At 68.0% G+C, this 17,313-nt stretch carries 15 protein-coding genes; 9 read left to right on the plus strand and 6 right to left on the minus strand.

From position 1 onward, the window contains the following. The first annotated feature begins 12 nt into the window (after positions 1-12). The 3 genes from C0481_RS03760 to C0481_RS03770 are packed head-to-tail and all read left to right on the plus strand — an operon-like array spanning position 13 to position 3,867. The gene (locus C0481_RS03760) at positions 13-1,089 is read left to right on the plus strand and encodes a hypothetical protein (protein ID WP_293400824.1); all 1,077 of its coding nucleotides are present in this window, start codon (positions 13-15) and stop codon (positions 1,087-1,089) included. Next, positions 1,082-2,515, plus strand: coding sequence for a hypothetical protein (locus C0481_RS03765; RefSeq protein WP_293400826.1), 1,434 nt, complete (start codon positions 1,082-1,084; stop codon positions 2,513-2,515). Before C0481_RS03760 ends, C0481_RS03765 begins: the two co-directional genes overlap by 8 nt. Further along, positions 2,512-3,867: an AAA domain-containing protein gene (locus tag C0481_RS03770; RefSeq protein WP_293400828.1), complete on the plus strand. Its 1,356-nt coding sequence runs from the start codon at positions 2,512-2,514 to the stop codon at positions 3,865-3,867. The genes C0481_RS03765 and C0481_RS03770 overlap by 4 nt, the downstream gene beginning before the upstream one ends. Positions 3,868-4,624: 757 nt before the next feature. Here C0481_RS03770 and C0481_RS03775 read toward each other — a convergent pair. The 4 genes from C0481_RS03775 to C0481_RS03790 form a co-directional block, all read right to left on the minus strand. Continuing rightward, a complete protein-coding gene (locus C0481_RS03775) occupies positions 4,625-5,707 on the minus strand; it encodes an IS110 family transposase (RefSeq protein WP_293400830.1) in 1,083 nt (360 codons plus the stop codon). A gap of 368 nt (positions 5,708-6,075) precedes the next feature. Next, the gene (locus tag C0481_RS03780; protein WP_293400832.1) at positions 6,076-6,978 is read right to left on the minus strand and encodes a zincin-like metallopeptidase domain-containing protein; all 903 of its coding nucleotides are present in this window, start codon (positions 6,976-6,978) and stop codon (positions 6,076-6,078) included. A gap of 72 nt (positions 6,979-7,050) precedes the next feature. Beyond that, positions 7,051-7,362: a DUF736 domain-containing protein gene (locus tag C0481_RS03785; RefSeq protein ID WP_293400834.1), complete on the minus strand. Its 312-nt coding sequence runs from the start codon at positions 7,360-7,362 to the stop codon at positions 7,051-7,053. 587 nt (positions 7,363-7,949) lie between these two features. Continuing rightward, positions 7,950-8,123, minus strand: coding sequence for a hypothetical protein (locus C0481_RS03790; protein ID WP_293400836.1), 174 nt, complete (start codon positions 8,121-8,123; stop codon positions 7,950-7,952). A 165-nt stretch (positions 8,124-8,288) separates the two neighbouring features. On the opposite strand from C0481_RS03790, the gene C0481_RS03795 reads away from it, so the two are divergent. The 3 genes from C0481_RS03795 (at position 8,289) to C0481_RS03805 (ending at position 11,609) form a co-directional block, all read left to right on the plus strand. Next, positions 8,289-9,383 carry a recombinase family protein gene (locus tag C0481_RS03795; protein WP_293400838.1) on the plus strand — a complete coding sequence of 365 codons (1,095 nt, stop codon included), beginning with the start codon at positions 8,289-8,291 and terminating at the stop codon, positions 9,381-9,383. Next, complete coding sequence (locus tag C0481_RS03800) at positions 9,380-11,098, plus strand: DUF2239 family protein (protein ID WP_293400840.1); 1,719 nt, start codon at positions 9,380-9,382, stop codon at positions 11,096-11,098. The genes C0481_RS03795 and C0481_RS03800 overlap by 4 nt, the downstream gene beginning before the upstream one ends. Positions 11,099-11,318: 220 nt before the next feature. Continuing rightward, complete coding sequence (locus C0481_RS03805) at positions 11,319-11,609, plus strand: hypothetical protein (protein ID WP_293400842.1); 291 nt, start codon at positions 11,319-11,321, stop codon at positions 11,607-11,609. A 6-nt stretch (positions 11,610-11,615) separates the two neighbouring features. Here the strand turns inward: C0481_RS03805 and C0481_RS03810 are convergent, their stop codons facing one another. Both C0481_RS03810 and C0481_RS03815 read right to left on the minus strand, forming a co-directional pair. Further along, positions 11,616-11,954, minus strand: coding sequence for an RES family NAD+ phosphorylase (locus tag C0481_RS03810; RefSeq protein WP_293400844.1), 339 nt, complete (start codon positions 11,952-11,954; stop codon positions 11,616-11,618). Positions 11,955-11,957: 3 nt separating this feature from the next. After that, a complete protein-coding gene (locus C0481_RS03815) occupies positions 11,958-12,200 on the minus strand; it encodes a hypothetical protein (protein WP_293400846.1) in 243 nt (80 codons plus the stop codon). A 289-nt stretch (positions 12,201-12,489) separates the two neighbouring features. Between C0481_RS03815 and C0481_RS03820 the strand changes: the two genes are divergently transcribed. From C0481_RS03820 to C0481_RS03830, 3 genes are read left to right on the plus strand one after another with little or no spacing between them, the layout of a single operon-like run. Beyond that, positions 12,490-15,924, plus strand: coding sequence for a response regulator (locus C0481_RS03820; RefSeq protein WP_293400848.1), 3,435 nt, complete (start codon positions 12,490-12,492; stop codon positions 15,922-15,924). A gap of 2 nt (positions 15,925-15,926) precedes the next feature. Further along, complete coding sequence (locus C0481_RS03825) at positions 15,927-16,748, plus strand: CheR family methyltransferase (RefSeq protein ID WP_293400850.1); 822 nt, start codon at positions 15,927-15,929, stop codon at positions 16,746-16,748. Continuing rightward, positions 16,745-17,311 carry a chemotaxis protein CheB gene (locus tag C0481_RS03830; RefSeq protein ID WP_293400852.1) on the plus strand — a complete coding sequence of 189 codons (567 nt, stop codon included), beginning with the start codon at positions 16,745-16,747 and terminating at the stop codon, positions 17,309-17,311. The genes C0481_RS03825 and C0481_RS03830 overlap by 4 nt, the downstream gene beginning before the upstream one ends. Positions 17,312-17,313 lie beyond the last annotated feature (2 nt).

Consider the following 17,313-nt stretch of genomic DNA (forward strand, 5'->3'; position numbering starts at 1 on the left):
CGCCTCGCTCAATTGCGCGGCGGCCTTCCGGCCGTCGAGGTCGGCGCGCGCGGGCTCGAAGGCGTAGCGCGCAACACTGCCTGCACCCGCCTGCGGGCGATTGTCATCGCCGGCCTCACGCCCAGCGAAGTCATCGAAAAGGTTTTCCATGAAGCCGGCGACGCCATGTCGCCCTTCGCCATGACGCTGTCCCAGAGCTTCGAACGGCGGCTGCTGGGCAACGGCGGTTCTTCGCTGCTGACCGCCTACCGCGAGAAGGGCCTGCTCACCCAGACCGAGGTGAAGATCACCTCGGTCGAAGACATGGCCCCGGGCGACACCGCCATGGCGCGGGCGCGTCGCGAGAGCGAAACGCAACGGCTGCTCGACCTAAAGCTCGCTGGCGACCCCCGCGCCCCGAACCTTATCTTGAGACCCAGGCTGCCGCTTGAAATCGTCGGCGTCTACCATCCAGTGGAGCTGGCCTATTTGGTCGCCAGCGACACCGAACCCGCCTACCGGGTGGGCGTGATCAAGTCGTTCGCCGACCGGGGCGGTAAGACCGACAAGAGCGACATCCGCGCCGCCTGCCGCGAAGCCGCCGTCGGCACGCTCGCCCTGCGTCAGCACATCGCTCGCCGTAGCCGCGCCCCCGAGATGGCGGTCGACAAGATCGACCTGGTGCTGCGCGCGCCAGGCTCGTTCAACCCACGTCTCTTTGCTCAAATGCGGGCGGAATCCGAGTTGGCCTCCCTCATCCGCGCGCTCGCTACGGCACCGGCGGACCTGGACGATGTGGAACGACTGCTGCCAGCCGGCGGCACGCTGGCCGATCCTGCCATGATCGAGCGGCTGCCCAACAACTATCGTTCCGCCTGCAAAGAGCATTGCGCGCTCTGGGAGCGATGCCGCGCGCACGCGCTGGCGGCCGGCCAGCCGATCGTCCTGGGCGATCTCGCCGCCGAGCAGCTAGCGGCGGCCGGCTCCATTTCACGGGCCCTGGACCTCTGGAACGGCCGTGGCCGGCCGCCTGAGAACGAGGCGGAAGCCACGCTCATGGAGGCGCTGCGCGACGCCGGCCAGGTGCTGGATCGGATCGCCAATGGCTGACCTCCTTCACGTCGCCGCCCGGCTGCGCGCCCTCCAAAACGGCCAGGCCGTGCCCATCGTTTCTCAGCGCCAGGTGGTGATCCAGCCGCACGCCAAGATCCTCACCCTGATCTCGATGGCCGGCGAAGACACCTCCGTCCATGCGGCAGCCTTCGGCGGGTTCGGCGATCCCGCCCAAGTTTTCATTGTCGCCGATCCACGTCGCCGCGACGACCAAAACGCGCTGTTGCGCGAGCTCCTGCCGCTGTTTGAAGCCTACTACGCGCAGTGTCGCGCCGACGGGACGTTCCCGCAAATCTGGGTCTCCTCGGCCGGCGCCCTCGGACACCTCGACACCCTCGCCGACCGCCTGCGGTTCACCGACGAGCCGGACATGCGCCGGCTCGGTGAACTCTGGACCTATGCGGGCGAACGCTCGCCGGTCGCCGGTCAACAGGCGCTTATCAGTGCGTCGGGGGCGCTGCGCCTGCACTACGCCACCGGCCAGCAGGAGGCCGAGGACGAACACCTGCTGACCCTTCTGACCTGGATCGATCCGCCCCCCGGTCGCGATATCTTCGCCGCCGTCGCCATTGCGGAAGAAACGCCTGTGGGTGTGAAGACCGACCCAGCCTTCGACAGCTCCACGCTGCAGCCCGCGATCGAGGCCTTTCACAAGGCCGCGCCTGGCGCCGAGCAGGCGTTCCACCAGACGCGTATTCACCACATGCTCGAAGGAGTCATCCGGCCCATCTACACGGCCACACAGCGGGCGATCGCCGTGCTGGCCCAGCCGCGCTGGCTCGACAACCCGGCGTTGATCGCGTTGGCCCAACAGGAGACCGAGGAGTTCGAGCGCTTCATGCAGGCCCGCGACCAGAGCCATCGCCTCCCTTACAAAGACCGTCCTAAGGCCGCCGCAATGAAGGTCGCCGCCCGCGAACGTGCTGTCAGCAACGTGGAGGCCGGGATGCTCCGTCACGACAACGCCGCACGCGAACGCGGCGTGGTGAAGGGCAGCGTGCTGCGCGGCCAGCTGGTCGGCAGACACGAGCATCACCTCGGGCCGCGGCAGTATGAATACGACCTCGTGCTTAGCAGCCACCAGGACGGTCTGCATCTACGCCTTGGCGATGAACTCTGGCTGTTCGACAGGGGCAATCTGGTGATGCGAGTCACCGAAATCGAGCGGCGCGGAGCGTTTACCTGGGTCACGGGCCGTGTCGGCACGCCAGGCAAAAACGTCGCCAAGAAGATGACTGTCGGCCCGACGCTAGATTTCGGGCCAAAAGCGCCAGACTGGCCGGGAATCGCGGGGGATCTCAGCCAAATGATGACGCGCCTGGCGCGCGAGCCCTGGACCCACGGCGACGTGCTTCCGCCCGCCACACCTAGCCTTCGCATGAAGCCGGCGAACCTTCGCGCTGTCGTGGAGGACCTGGCATGAGCGGCGCACCGGATCCACAGGCGACCGCCGACGCGGCCTTTGATGCGGTCCTAGCGAGCCAGTGGCAAGGCGTTCCCGCCCTAGTCCTGCGCTCACCTCCGGGCGCTGGAAAGACTGGTGTGGCGCAGCGCATGGCATTGCAAAGCGCTGCTCTGCTCCACGAACGCTGCATGGTCGTCACCCAGACGAACGAACAGGCGTTCGAGCTAACGCGCCGCCTGGCCGCGAACGCCCGCGGGCTGCCCATCTACATGTTCGCCAAGAAGTCGCTGGCTTTGCCTGACGACCTTCGTCAGTCGCCGAGGGTCATACCCGTCCATCGGATCGGCGACCTGCCACATGGGCCTTCCATCACCGTCGGCAACGCGGCGAAATGGTCGTGGATTCAAACCCCCGATCAGATGTTCGACATGCAGATTGTCGACGAGGCCTTCCAGCTTCCGGACTACAAATATCATCTGATCGCCAACCTCGCGCCGCGCCACGCACTGATCGGCGACCCGGGCCAGATCGACCCCTTCGTGAATTGCGAGATCGAGCGTTGGCGCTGTGATCCGTCCGGCCCTCAGGTCTCGTGCCCCGCGGCGCTGGTGAAACGCCACCCAGACGTGATGCAGCTTGCCCTGCCGGTATCACGCCGACTGAACGAAGACACGGTCAGCATCATCCAGCCGGCCTTCTATCCGGACATGCCGTTCCAGGCGATGAGTCGCGACCGCTCGGTCCGCTTCCAGGTCGCCGGGATCATGCCCTTCGATGCTGCACTGGACGGTGTGGCGGCTGGTGCCTCCATCGTCATGGTGGAGCTGCCGCCGCAGATAACCGGCGAAGCAGACCGTGAATTGGCCGAGGAGCTCGTCGCTTCAATCTTACGCCTGCTGCGCCGCGGCCCCCGAATGAGCGACGACGGCCATGTCCGTGACGTGACCCCGGCGGACATCGGTGTCGTCTGCGCCCACGTCAGCCAGGTCAACGCCGTGCGCGAGCGACTAGGGCCTGGCCTCTCCGATGTCTTCGTGGAAACCGCAAACCGGTTCCAGGGCATCGAACGGCCCTTCATGTTCGTCCACCACCCGCTGTCGGGCCGCGCCGACGCCACGGCGTTCCACCTCGACGCCGGACGCCTCTGCGTAATGTTGTCCCGCCACCGGATTGGCTGCTGGATTTTCGGCCGCCAGGGGATCACCGAGCAGCTCATACGCTTCGCCCCCGCCGGTGACCGCGCGCTCGGGATTGATGAGGACGCGGAGTACCGCGGTTGGCGAGCCCATCTGACCCTCCTGGCGGCGTTGTCCCAGGCGCACCGGATGTTTCCTGCTGTTTATGGGCTTGCGCCATCTAGCGCCGCGTGAGCCCGCGCTCGTCCCATCGCCTCCATTGGGGCCGCGAGCAGACGATAAGAGGTTCGCCATGAAGCCAACCCGGCCACGGTCGCCGGCACGGGGCTAGTTGTCGATTGCGGCCATTTGCGATGGGCCGCTATGTGGCCGTTTCAGACGCACTGGCTTTGGGATGCAACGCGGTGCGCTGAGCGGGTATTTTGGATGTCCGCTTTGAGCCCATTCCGGCCCCGCCCACAGGCACTGAAAACAGACTGAAGCCACGAGAAACAAAACTCGTCGCAAGTCGTGGGATCTCTAAGGTCATCGACGCAACCCATTGATCTGATGGGCGATGGTGAGAACTGCGCTCCCTCCCCTTTTATCTTGCCCTCTTAATCGGTCTGCTGCTTTTCGGGGTCTTCATATGGATCTCCTGGATGCGGGTTGTACGCCCGAACCGACGGCGACGCCGCGACACGCCTGCGTGTGCGATCGCCGGCCCGGAGCCTGGTCGGCGGCCGAGTCCTGATGCGCCGTGCACTCTTCCGCGCTCATCGACGGCGGGGTCTCGACCGACTGGGCGGTGCTGGATCCGTCGCGGCGCATGTCGGCATCGGTCTCGCGGGGCAGCATCACAGGCACTCCGGCGTGGTCCTGGATCGCTCCGGCCACAGGCAAGATATCGTGCTTCCCGCTTTCCTGGTCTGCATCAGTCCTCATCCGCCGGGGGCGGATCTCCTTCGCGGTCAGGCGGAGCTGGCGGCGGCGTGACAGTCAGGGCGCAGCGTCATGCGTAAGCGCCCAGCAGTTTGCGGTCCTTGGCCGTCGCCCCGCCGTCGGCGGCGCCGGTCGTGGCCGCATCGGCGTAAACGGTGCCGTCGCGCCACATGGCGTGCATGATCACGGCGAGCTTGCGGGCCACGGCGACGACCGCCTTCTTGTGGCAGCGTTTGGCGAGGGTCTCGCCCCAGGTCTTGAGCGCGCTGCGCCCCTTGTAGCGGGTCAGCATCGCCGAGGCCGCCTCGTAGAGGGCGCGCCGGACATCGGGATCGCCGGCCTTGCTGATGCGGCCCTGGATGTCGATCGACGTGCCCGACTGCCAGCGCTTGGAGGTCAGGCCGAAGTAGGCGCCGACGTCGCGGGAGCGTTTGAACCGCATCGGATCGTCGACCGCCGTGCGGAAGGTCAGGGCCGCGATCGGCCCGACGCCGGGGATGGCCATGAAGCGCCGGCACACGTCGTCCTGGGCCACCGCGCGCACGGTCAGGGCGTGCAGCTTGAGGTACTGGGTCCACAAGGCCGCGCGCGCGATCAGCATGCAGTCCATCAGTTCGGCGGTCAGCGGATCGTCGGCGCAGGCGTCGCGGACGGCCCGGTCGAACGCGCCCCGGCCGACCTTGGCCAGCTTGACGCCGAAACTCTTCAGCGAATGGCGGATGCTGTTTTCGAGGTCGAGGAATTTGCGCTTCAGGTTGCGGCGCTGGATCAGCAGCAGCCGCAGCCGATAGGCCGCTTCGGTCTTCACATGGGCGGTCCGGTACCAGCCGGTCCGCATCAGGTGGGCCAGCCCCAGGGCGTCGGTCGCGTCGGTCTTGTTGCGCTGGGCCGACAGCGCCGCGCGCACGTGGCGGGTCTCCAGGCAGGTCGCCGGCACGCCCAGGGCTTTCAGCGCCGGCTGCAGCCACGGCGACAGCGCCCCGGCCTCGTGCCCGGCCCGTCGCAGCGTGGCGCGCCAGGGCGCCAGGGCCCGGGCGATGGCCTCCGGCTCGGTCGCCACCGTCGCCTCCAGCCGCACCTCGCCCTGCAGATCGATGACGCAGATCGCCGTCTCGGCCACGCCCACGTCCAGGCCCGCATAGTGTTCCGTCATCGTCCCTCTCCGCCGTTGAGCGGGTCGCGGCGGTGCGCCCGCAACAGCGACAACGCCGACGGACGCGACGGCGTGGCCGGGCGCGGCGACGGGCGCGCGGCCCGCCGGCCCGATTACACCGGCACTCCGTCACTTCCTCCGCCCTCACCGCACCTCCCGCGGACTACAGCGCCTTGCCGCGCCTGACCGCCACGCGGCCCAGAGTGGGGTCGCGAATGCACAAGGAAGCCGAGCACATCGCTCAGCAACGGCTGCGCCGGCCCTCCAGAAGACGGGGCTCACTCCGAGCCAAGCCCCGCACCTACGTCCCCGGGAAAGCGACATGAGGTCGGACGCGCGGCGGACTTGAGAGCCCGCCGCGCGCATGCCTAAGCGTCAGGCGCTTGAAGCGAGACGAGATAGTCGACAGCGCGCTGGGCGTGGGCCGCAGCCGAGAAGATGAAGCGCTTGTCGCCGGCCAACACCTCGAGCCAACAGCCGATATAGGCCGCATGGTCCTCGCGAGGCGTCAGCTCAAGTCCCAGGTCCGCGCAGAGGAAGGCCGCGCCGAGTTCGGCGACGAGTTCTTCACGGGCGTAGCCAGCGTCGCCGAAGCGCTTGCGACCGAAGTCGCGATCCAGCCGGGTTGGATGGCGCGTCCAGTGGGTGCACTCGTGCGCCAGGGTCGCATAGTAGCTCTCGGGGTCGATGAAGGCCTCGAACGGCGGCAACTGCACATAGTCGCCGGCCATAGCGTAGTAAGCTTGCTTGCCGCCGTGCCGCACCTCGGCGCCGGTGCCCCCGAAGAAGCGTTCGGCCCGTTCCACCCGCTGCCGCATATCGAGCGCGGGCGCCGCCAGCGCGTAGTAGGCGGCCGGCAGGCCCTCGATCTGATCGACGTTGAAGACGGTGTAGGCCTTCAGAAACGGGATCTTGCGTTCCACCTCCGCATCGTCCCCGCCCTCTTCGGGGCGGCTGATGGCGTTGGCGTAGACCACGGTTGCGCCCTTCTCGCCCTTGCGGACATGGCCGCCGAACTCCAGGGCCTGGCGGAAGGTCATCCAGATCGGCGCGGCGTAGCCGCGGGCGAGCGCCTGAGCCCAGAGCAGTAGCACGTTCATCCCGCTGTAGGGCTGGTGGTTGTGGCGCAGCGGTCGGCTGACGCACCCTGCCAAGTGCTCGGCGGTCCAAGGCCTGGTCCAGGGCGTGACGCCCTTATCCAGGTCGGCCATGATCTGGTTGGTGACGGCGGCGTAGAGGTCCTGACGCGTGTTCTCGTTGGGGCCGGTCATGGCGGCCTCCTTTCGAATTCGGATGGTTTGAGGGAGGCGCCTCGCCGCTCCACGCGGCGAGGCGTTGGCGGGTCAGTCGGCGATGCGGCTGCGCGACCAGATCAGGCTGTAACCTTCGTCGGCGTCGACCAGGCTGGCGTAGATCGGGACCGCGAAGCTCGGGTCGTCGAGCTTGACCGAGAGGTAATCGCGGTTCTCCCGCGAGACCCTCTTCCAGGCCGCGCCGAACTCGGTCTGCTCTGCGAAGATGCGATAGTCCGGGGCCTTGTCGTTATCCTTCTCGGCCGGGCGGAACTGGACCGCCTTGGCGTTGAGGGTCAGGGTCTTGATGGCGCCGCAAATGGAGCCGTCTTCATGCTTGGCGAAGGTGCCGATGGTGGCCATGTGGGCCTCCTCTTGAGGTCTCTCGGCCACGCCCATCGCGGCCTTGATGGCGATCGGCAGTCCGCAGGCGCAGGCCCCTGCAGCCCGGTAGGGCCCGGAGCGGAGCGCAGGACGGCCCCGGCGAGGGCTTCTTGCCTCGCGAGGAATGACGGCGCAGCCGTCAGGGGAAGAAGGCCAAGGGCCCGGGGCCGTTGCGGAGGGTCTGCGGCGGCGAAGCCGCTATCCTGCGGCCAGATCAGGCCATCAAGGCCGCGATGGGCGCGGCCCGCTGCAGACATCGAGGCGCCACGCCCCGCCATCGGTTCGAAGCAGGCAAGAAGATGAACCTTGCAGCAGCGCCGCGCGGCCCGGGCGCCTCTGCGCCAAGCGGCCTTTGCGCCCGGCCGTTGGACGTCGCCAAGCGCGGTGCGCAGCTCTCAGGCAGCCAGGCCGCGTCAGGGACGATGGGTTCGGCGGGGCGACCATATTGGGCTGCAAGCTTGCCAGGCGTCCTGCGGCCTCGCCTTCCGCCGCGTCGGCGAAGGCCGTTAGGATCAGCCCCTTGGTCACCCCCGTGCACCGAGTCGCCAGTCGGCGCGCCCGCCGTCTCAGCTGACGAGGGAGACCCAGAGTTGGGCCAACCCGACCAGGGCCAGCAACACAAGGACCACGCCGATCACCAATACGCCCCGCCCGGTGGCGTTGGCCTTGAACCAATCGCCGACCTCTACGGAAAGAGTGTCCTTCGGCTGGGGTTCGGAGGGCTTAGCACGCTCGACCATTCGTTCATGGTACGCCCCAAACGGGACTTCCGCGAACACATTATGTATGTTTTATACATCGGCGGACCGCCCGCCCGCTTCCGGACCTCAGCCGAGGCGGGGCTCGAACGAGACGTTGGCCCAACTGACGCTTGCCTTGCGGGGGCGAGGATCTAGCTTTGGGCCATGACGCCCGCCGTGCAGTATGTCCGGGCCTCGACCGGCCTGCAGAGCTGCTCCCTGGAACAGCAGGGCCTCGCCAATGCGGCCTACGCCGCTGTGCGCGGCTTTCAGATCCTCGACACCTATAGCGACGACGGCGTCAGCGGCCTGACGCTGCGCGCGCGGCGCGGCTTGCAGCGCCTTCTTGCCGACGCCCTGTCGCCCGCGCGGCGCTTCGAAGCGATCTTGGTCTACGACGTCAGCCGCTGGGGCCGCTTCCAGGACATCGACGAGGGCGCTCACTACGAATTCCTGTGCCGCCAGGCGGGCGTCGCCGTTCACTACTGCGCCGAACCCTTCGAGAACGAGGGCTCTCCGGAGGCCAACCTGATCAAACAGGTCAAGCGGGCGATGGCCGCGGAGTTCAGCCGCGCCCAGTCCGAACGCGTCGCCCTGGGCAGACGCTACGTCGTAACTAAGGGCTTCACGGACAGCCCCCCGCCCTTTGGCCTGCGCCGGCTGGCGGTCGATCGCGAACGTCGCCCGGTCGGCTTGATGCATCGAGGCGAAGCCAAGGCCTCGTCCGCCCACCGCACGGTCTTTGCGCCCGGCCCGCCAGGCGAAGTGGCGATCGTCCAGGCCATATTCCGCCTCTATGCCGTGACCGGGCTCTCGGTCCGCGCCATCGCCGGCGAGCTCAATCGCAAGGGCGGCCCAAGCCCCTGCGCAACAGGCTGGACCACCGCCCAGGTCAAGGCCGTGCTTCGCCAAGAGGCCTACACAGGAACCTACGTCTACGGCCGCACCCGCTGCCGGCTCGGCGAAGCGCTCCGGACGCCGCCACGGCAGTGGCTGCGGGTGGAAGGCGCCTCGCCCGCGATTGTGGGCCGCGCGCTGTTCGACAGGGCCAAGGCGCTGCTGGACGCTCGCCGTTGGCGCACCGACGAGGAGTTGCTCGCCGACCTGCGCGCCCTCCTCCACCGCGAGGGACGCATCACCTGCGCGCTTGTCGATGGGTGGCCGTACGCGGCCTGCTCCTGGACTTACAGGCGGCGCTTTGGAAGCCTGGGCCAAGCTTGCAGACTGATCGGCCACCCAAGCCGGCGGGGTCAATCTTGAAACCCGCCGCCCAGTACATCCGCGTCTCGAGCGATCAGCAGCGCCACAGCCTTTCGGCGCAATCAGCGCAGATCGCCGAGTTCGCGGCGGCCCGCGGGTACCAGATCGTCCGCAGTTACGAGGACCCTGGCCGCAGCGGCCTGCGACTGAAGGGCCGGCCAGGCCTGCAAGGCCTGCTCGCCGATGTCGTTTCAGGGGACGCGGGCTTTGAGGCGGTGCTGGTCCAGGACGTCAGCCGCTGGGGCCGGTTTCAGGACACCGACGAGGCGGCGCACTACGAGTACCTCTGCCGCTCCGCCGGCGTGGATGTCCGCTACTGCAGCGAGCCGTTCGATGAGATGTCCGGCCGCGTCGGCGACATCGTCAAGGCGGTCAAGCGCCTGCTGGCGGCGGACTTCAGCCGCGAGCTCTCGCAGAAGGTCCGCTCGGCCCAGTACCGGCACGCCCGGGACGGCCGCAAGATGGGCGGTGTCGCCGGCTATGGCCTACGCCGCGCCATCGTGGACGACCAAGGAGAGATCAAAGCCGTCCTACAGCCTGGCCAGCAGCGGCTCATCCGGGGCGACCGGGTGGCGTTCGTCCACGGTCCGCAACAGGAAGTGGAGACCGTCCAGCGCATCTTCCGTATGTTCCTGCACGGCGGCTTCGCGCAGGGCCAGATCGCCGAAACGCTCAACAGCGAGGGGATCGCCGGCGAGGACGGCCGGCCCTGGTCGACTTGGACGGTCGGCAACCTGCTCGGCAATCCGAAGTATGCGGGCGTCTACCGGTTCGGACGCCGGCGCCGGACGCTTGAGGGGCAGCGGCTGGACAATGCCGCCGAGAGCGTCCTCTACGTCCCAGGCGCCTGCGCTCCAATCGTTCCCCTCGTCTGGATTACCGCCGCGGCCGCCAAGCGTGACCGGCGGATGCTGTTCCTTCCCAAGGTCGAAATCCTCAAGCGGCTGCGCGCGCACGTCGCCCAGGCCGGCGCGCTTCGCCAGGCGTCTGTCCGGGCGTCCCCCGACCTGCCCTCGCCGCGCACCTGCACCAACCACTTTGGACCATGGCCGAGGATCTGCGCGCGGCTGGCGCTCTACCCCCCATTTCTACCCGGGCATATTGACAAGCGCGCCGCGCTGAAAGATTGGCCTGTGGGATCGCCCACGGAACCGCCCATGCCGCAGACCTACACAGCCTTCGTCGGATCGACGCGCCTGGCCGACGGCGATCTGGAAGCCGTCGCACTGGCGGCCCACGCGGCGCAGGACCGTCAGGCCGAGATGCCGATCGTATTCGAGGACGCGAGCGGAAACGTGGTGGATCTCGACCTGCGCGGCGATGCGCTGGACGTCGCCCGCCGACTGCGCCCCGCCCCTAATGACGCCGAACCGCCGCGCGGCCGCGGGCGTCCAAAGCTTGGCGTCACCGCGCGCGAGATCACACTGCTGCCGAAACACTGGGCCTGGCTGCAGGAGCAGCCCGGCGGCGCCTCAGCCGCGCTTCGACGCCTCGTGGAACAGGCCCAACATGACAACGCCGACAAGGATCGGGCGCGCAAGGCTCAGACTGCGACCTACAAGGTGATGTACGCCCTGGCCGGCCACCTTCCCGGCTACGAGGACGCCCTGCGCGCACTTTACGCCGGCGAGAGCTCCCGCTTCGATGCCCTCGTCGAGCGCTGGCCCGCCGATGTCGCGCACTATGTTCACGAACTCGCTGCTGGCGCCTTCTAAGCGCAGAACAGCCGCGAGGTCCGCGGGGCGCTGCGCTGCAGCTAGACGCCGACCTCGACCACCAGGGGCGCCGGTCCCGACCATGTCGGTCGCCCCGCTCATAAGGCGGATGGGTCTCCCGACCGGGATGCGCCGCTCCCACGGGAAGCTGGGGCAGCGCCTGAGGCCTGCGGCGCCCAGCCGAGCCCTTATGCGTCGCGAGTCAGCTTAGGATCGCGCCATGCTGATTGATAAGGCCGCCGAAGCGCTGCGCACTCAGAGGCAGCTCGAACTTCGATACGAGACGTTTTCACGCCACGTGGAAGTGCACGCGATCGGCTACTCCAGGACCGGCCGCGCAATCTTGCGCGCCTGGGTCCGAAGCGGCCGCCGCGGCGAACTTAAAGGGTGGAAGCTTCTTGACCTGAGTGAAGCGTTGGACGCGGAGGTCTCCGAGGCCGCTTCCATCGCGCCCCGACGGGGCTATCGCCGTAGCGATCCTGGCATCGAGCGGATCGTCTGGGAGCTCTAGCGAGGGCTAGAACAGCCTTGGATCGAACCGGAACGGCGCGTTCGTCTCGACCCTCAGGCCCTCGGCGGCCGGATGGCGCGGGTTGATCAGGGCGTTGACTTCCTGAGGCACGACCGCGCTGGGCACGAGCAGCGCCAGCGCCGCCCCGCGCGCCAGGAAGTCGTCGCCGATGACCAGCGGATCGACCGGGAGGTCGTCCAGACGCTCCATCGGCGCCCCATCGGGTACATGTATCGCCAGCAGGCGGTAGTCGATCGGGATCAATTCGGGCGGCAGGTCGAGGTGCACGAGCACTTCCAGCAGGGCCAGGCTCGGACTGCCCGCGGAATAGAGTCGCCACGGCATGTCCTACTTCGACGGGCTGGTGTCGGGCGTGTTGGCGGTGGTCGCCCCGCCGTCTGCGTTGCCGGCCTGCTGCTCGACCCTGTCGGCCTCGGCGTTGAGCGCCTTTTCCTGGGCTTCGTTCGCCGTCGCCGCGGCCTGCGCCTCGAGGGCGTCGGCCTCGCGTTCGGCGGCCTTGTCCTGCGGACTGTTGCAGGCGCTCATCATCAGGGCGGCGGCCCCGGCGGCGAGAATTGTCAGATTGCGCATCTTTGTCTCCTCCATGTTCTAAGCCGGTAGAGAAGCCGCACTGGCGAAAAAGGTTCACCGGGATGTGATCGCAGGGACATGGGTCCTGCCGGCGACCAGCAGGCGCCACACATCCCGTACGTCAGCACAGCTTCGCTTCGTTTGGCCGCGATGAACGGGCGACCGTCGCGAGCATGGGGGCGCGTCGAACCCGCGCGCATTAACAAACGAGGTATCGGCCGGCGGCGCCGACCTGTTACTGCGGTCACGCTGCGGGGCGGTGGCGTCCGGAACCATACAAGGAATACGAATGGCGGGTGCGTCATTGCCGGCTAACTCCTCGCCGTTCGCGCGACGCTCGGAGGTCTGGACCACCATCGGGCTTGTCGCGGCGCTCACGTTTTTCCTGATCAGCGGCGCGGTCGCGTTCCTGAACGTCCAGATGCTGCGCGACAACAACGAGCAGGTCGTCCGCACGCACACGGTCATCATGTCGTTCAGCCGCCTGCTCTCGGCGTTGCAGGACGCCGAGACGGGCCAGCGCGGCTTCGTCATGACCGGCGACGAGCGGTATCTCGATCCCTACAACGACGCGGTTGCGGCGATCCCTTCGCGCATGGACGCCATCGCCGAAGAGGCCAAGGACAACCCGGTCCAGCAAAGCCGGATCGGCTCGCTGCGCCGGAACGTCAACGCCAAGCTCGTCGAGCTGGAACAGACGATCGCCCTGCGGCGTAGCCAGGGCCGCGACGCGGCGGCCGCGGTGGTCGAGGCCGGCCGCGGCAAGGCGGTCATGGACGCCATTCGCGCCCAGCTCGACGGCATGCAGCAGGAGGAGATCCGCCAGCGCTCGATGCGGCTCGTCGAGATGGAAGCGGCCTATCGCACCGCCTGGATCAGCAGCATCCTGTCGTGCGTGCTCGGCCTGGTCCTGACCGCCGTCGTCGGCCTGCTGGTGCGGCGCGCGACCAAGGCCCGGGCCCGGGAAGACTGGCTGCGCAGCGGCCAGGCCGGCGCGGCCACCGCGATGCTCGGCGACCTGTCGCTGAACCAGCTGGGCGACGGGGTTCTGGACTTCTACGCCGGCTATCTCGGCGCGCAGGCCGGGGCGATCTTCGCCAGCGACGGCCCGGAGTTTCGGCTCGCCGCCAAGCTGGGCGTGCCGGCCGACACGGCGATCACCGAGACGTTCGCCGCGCGCGAGGGGCTGCTTGGGCAGGCCGTCGACACCGGCAAGGCGATGCTGGTGCGGGAGGTGCCTGAAGGGTACCTCGCCATCGGGTCGGCCTTGGGCCGATCCAGCCCCGTTCACCTGCTGATCGTGCCGCTGCTGGCCGACGGCGCGGTGATCGGCGTCATGGAGCTCGGCTTCCTCAATCCGGTGGATGCGCCGGTCATGGACCTCCTGGAGAAAGCCGCGCCGGTGATCGGCGTAGCCCTGCGTTCGGCGCAGTTCCGCAGCGAACTGCGCGCCTTGCTGGCCGAGACCCAGCGGCAGGCCGAGGAACTGCAGGTCCAGAGCGAAGAGCTGCGCGTCTCCAACGAGGAGTTGGAGGAACAAGGCCGCGCCCTGAAGGAATCGCAGGTCCGGCTCGAGCAGCAGCAGGTCGAGCTCGAGCAGATCAACACCCAGCTGGAAGAGCAGGCCCAGCAACTGGAGACCCAGCGGGACGACCTGGCCAGGTTCAACGCCACGGTCGAGCTCAAGGCCCGCGAGCTGGAACAGGCCAGCCGCTACAAGTCGGACTTCCTGGCCAACATGTCCCATGAGCTGCGCACGCCGCTCAACTCGCTGCTGATCCTTTCCAAGCTGCTTGGCGACAATCCCGACGGCAACCTGACCGAGGAACAGGTCAAGTTCGCCCGCACCATCCAGTCGTCCGGCGATGACCTGCTGACGCTCATCAACGACATCCTCGACCTCTCCAAGATCGAGGCCGGCCACCTGCAGATCCGTCCGGAGACCACCCCGCTGGGGAGCCTGGCGGCCGGTCTGAGGCAGATGTTCGAGCCGCTCGCCGCCGAGCGGGGCCTGGCCTTCGAAATCGACGTCGACGACGGCGGCCCGGCCAGCCTGGAGACCGACCGCCAGCGGCTGGAGCAGATCCTCAAGAACCTGCTGTCGAACGCCTTCAAGTTCACCGAAGCCGGCGCCGTCAGCCTGACGATCGCCCCGGTGGACGAGGACCGGCTGGCGTTCTCGGTCACCGACACCGGCATCGGGATCGCCAAGGACCAGCAGGCCAGCATCTTCCAGGCCTTCCACCAGGCGGACGGAACGATCAGCCGCCGCTACGGCGGCACCGGCCTCGGGCTGTCGATCTCCACGGAGCTGGCCCGACTGCTCGGCGGCACGATCTCGGTGAGCAGCGTCGAGGGGCAAGGCAGCACGTTCACGCTGGTGGTCCCGCTCGCCTATGATCCGGCCCAGGTCGCGCCGCGGCCGGCTCCGCCCGTGGCGAGCCCGGCGCCGACGCCGGCGGCGCCGGCGGCCCGGCCCGCGGCCGCGCAGGCGAGCCTGTCACGGGCGCCCGCCGACGACCGCGACGGACTGGTCCCCGGACGGCGCAGCCTGCTGATCATCGAGGACGACGGCCCGTTCGCCGCGATCGTCCGCGACCTGTCGCGCGATCTCGGCTTCCAGAGCCTGATCGCCCGCACTGCGGGGGAAGCGCTGGACCTGGCCAAGCGCTTCAAGCCGAGCGCCGTGGTCCTGGACGTCGGGCTGCCCGACCAGTCGGGCCTGACCGTGCTCGACCAGCTCAAGCGCGACGACGAGACCCGGCACATTCCGGTCCACGTGGTTTCGGCCTCCGACCACACGCAGACGGCTCTCTCGCTCGGCGCGGTCGGCTACCTCGTCAAGCCGGTCAAGCGCGAGGAGCTGGCGCAGGACCTGCAATCCCTTGAGGCGCAGCTGACGCGGACCGTCCGCCGGGTGCTGATCGTCGAGGACGACGAAGTGCAGCGCGACGCGGTGAGCCGCCTCCTCGCCTCCAGCGATGTGGAGACGGTCGGCGTCGGCACCGCCGCCGAATGTCTCGAGCGTCTCAAGCAGGAGACCTTCGACTGCATGGTGCTGGACCTGACCCTGCCGGACTCTTCGGGCTTCGCGCTGCTCGAGACGCTGAGCAGCGAGGGAGGCTCCTTCCCGCCGGTGATCGTCTACACCGGCCATGACCTGTCGCCCGACGACGAGCAGCAGCTGCGGCGCTACTCGCACTCGATCATCATCAAGGGGGCCAAATCGCCTGAGCGGCTTCTCGACGAGGTCTCGCTGTTCCTCCACCAGGTGGTGTCCAAGCTGCCGCCCGAGCAGCGCAAGATGCTGCGCAAGGCCCGCAACCGCGACGCGGTGCTCGAAGGCCGCCGTATCCTCATCGTCGAGGACGACGTGCGGAACATCTACTCGCTCTCCAACATCCTCGAACCGCGCGGCGCCGTCATCGAGATCGCCCGCAACGGCGAGGAGGCGATCGCCGCGCTCGAGGCCTCGCAGGATGGGGCCGGCGGCGTCGACCTGGTGCTCATGGACGTCATGATGCCGGTCATGGACGGCCTGACGGCGACGCGGGAAATCCGCAAGAACCCGCGATGGGCCAAGCTGCCGATCGTGGCCTTGACGGCCAAGGCGATGCCTGACGACCAGGAACGGTGTCTGCAAGCCGGCGCCAGCGACTACATGGCCAAGCCGCTCGACGTCGACAAGCTGCTCTCGCTCGTCCGCGTCTGGATGCCGAGGTAGGCGTGAGCAGGGTCGAAGACATCGAGATCGAGCTGCTGCTCGAGGCGCTCTATCGCCGGTACCACTACGACTTTCGGCACTATTCGCGCGCCTCCATCAAGCGCCGCCTGCGCCAGGCCCTGAAGCAGCTCGACTATCCCAGCTTCTCGGCGCTGCAGGACGGCGTGCTGCACGATCCGGCCGTGTTGCCGCAGTTACTCGACTATCTGACGGTCCAGGTCAGCGAGATGTTCCGCGATCCGACGTACTGGCGTGCGCTGCGCGAGAAGGTCATTCCGCATCTGCGCACCTATCCGTCGCTCAAGGTCTGGATCGCCGGATGCAGCGGTGGCGAAGAACTCTACTCCTTCGTCATCCTGTTTCGCGAGGAGGGCCTGGAGGCCCGAACCCTCTTCTACGCCACCGACATCAATCCTGAGGCGCTGGCCAGCGCCGGGCGCGGCGTCTACAGCCTCGAGCGCATCAAGGCCTTCACCGCCAACCACCAGGAAGCTGGCGGCAAGTCGTCGCTCTCGGACTACTACAGCGCCGACTACGGCAACGCCGTCTTCGACCAGTCGCTGCGCGATCGCGTGGTCTTCTCCGACCACAGCCTGGTGACGGATGCGGTGTTCGCCGAGATGCAGATGATCTCGTGTCGCAACGTGCTCATCTATTTCGACCGGCAGTTCCAGGACCGCGCCACCGGCCTCTTCCGCGACGCCCTGAGCCGCAAGGGTTTCCTCGGGTTGGGATCGAAGGAGAGCCTGCGCTTCTCGGCCCATGCCGACGCCTTCTCGCCGTTCGTCCCTGATGAGAAGATCTATCAGAGGCGCGACGCATGACCCCGCAGGCCATCGTCATGGGCGCGTCGGCGGGCGCGGTGGAGGCGCTCTCGGCCATCTTGCCGGCGCTGCCGGAGGACTTCGCACTGCCGGTCCTGATCGTGGTGCACGTGCCGCCCGCCCAAACCAACGCGCTGGTGCCGCTGTTCGAGGCCAAATGCCGCCTGCCGGTGCGCGAAGCCGACGACAAGGAGCCGGTCGAGGGCGGAACGATCTACTTCGCCCCGGCCGACTATCACCTGCTCGTGGAGCAGGACCTTACCCTCGGCCTTTCGGACGACCCGCCCGTGCTGCATTCGCGCCCGTCGATCGACGTCCTTTTCGAGAGCGCCGCAGACGCCTACGGGCCGGGACTGACCGGCGTGGTGCTAACCGGCGCCAGCTCCGACGGCGCGGCCGGACTCAAGGCTGTCGCCGACGCCGGCGGCGTGGCGTTGGTGGAAGACCCGGACCACGCCCATGTGGCCACGATGCCGCACGCCGCGCTCAAGGCGTGCCCGTCCGCCCGATCGGCGAGGCTGGCCGAACTTGCATCCATCCTTATCGCCATGGGAAGCCGATAGCT

The organism is Phenylobacterium sp. (genome assembly GCF_013822795.1).
Taxonomy (GTDB): Bacteria; Pseudomonadota; Alphaproteobacteria; order Caulobacterales; family Caulobacteraceae; genus Phenylobacterium.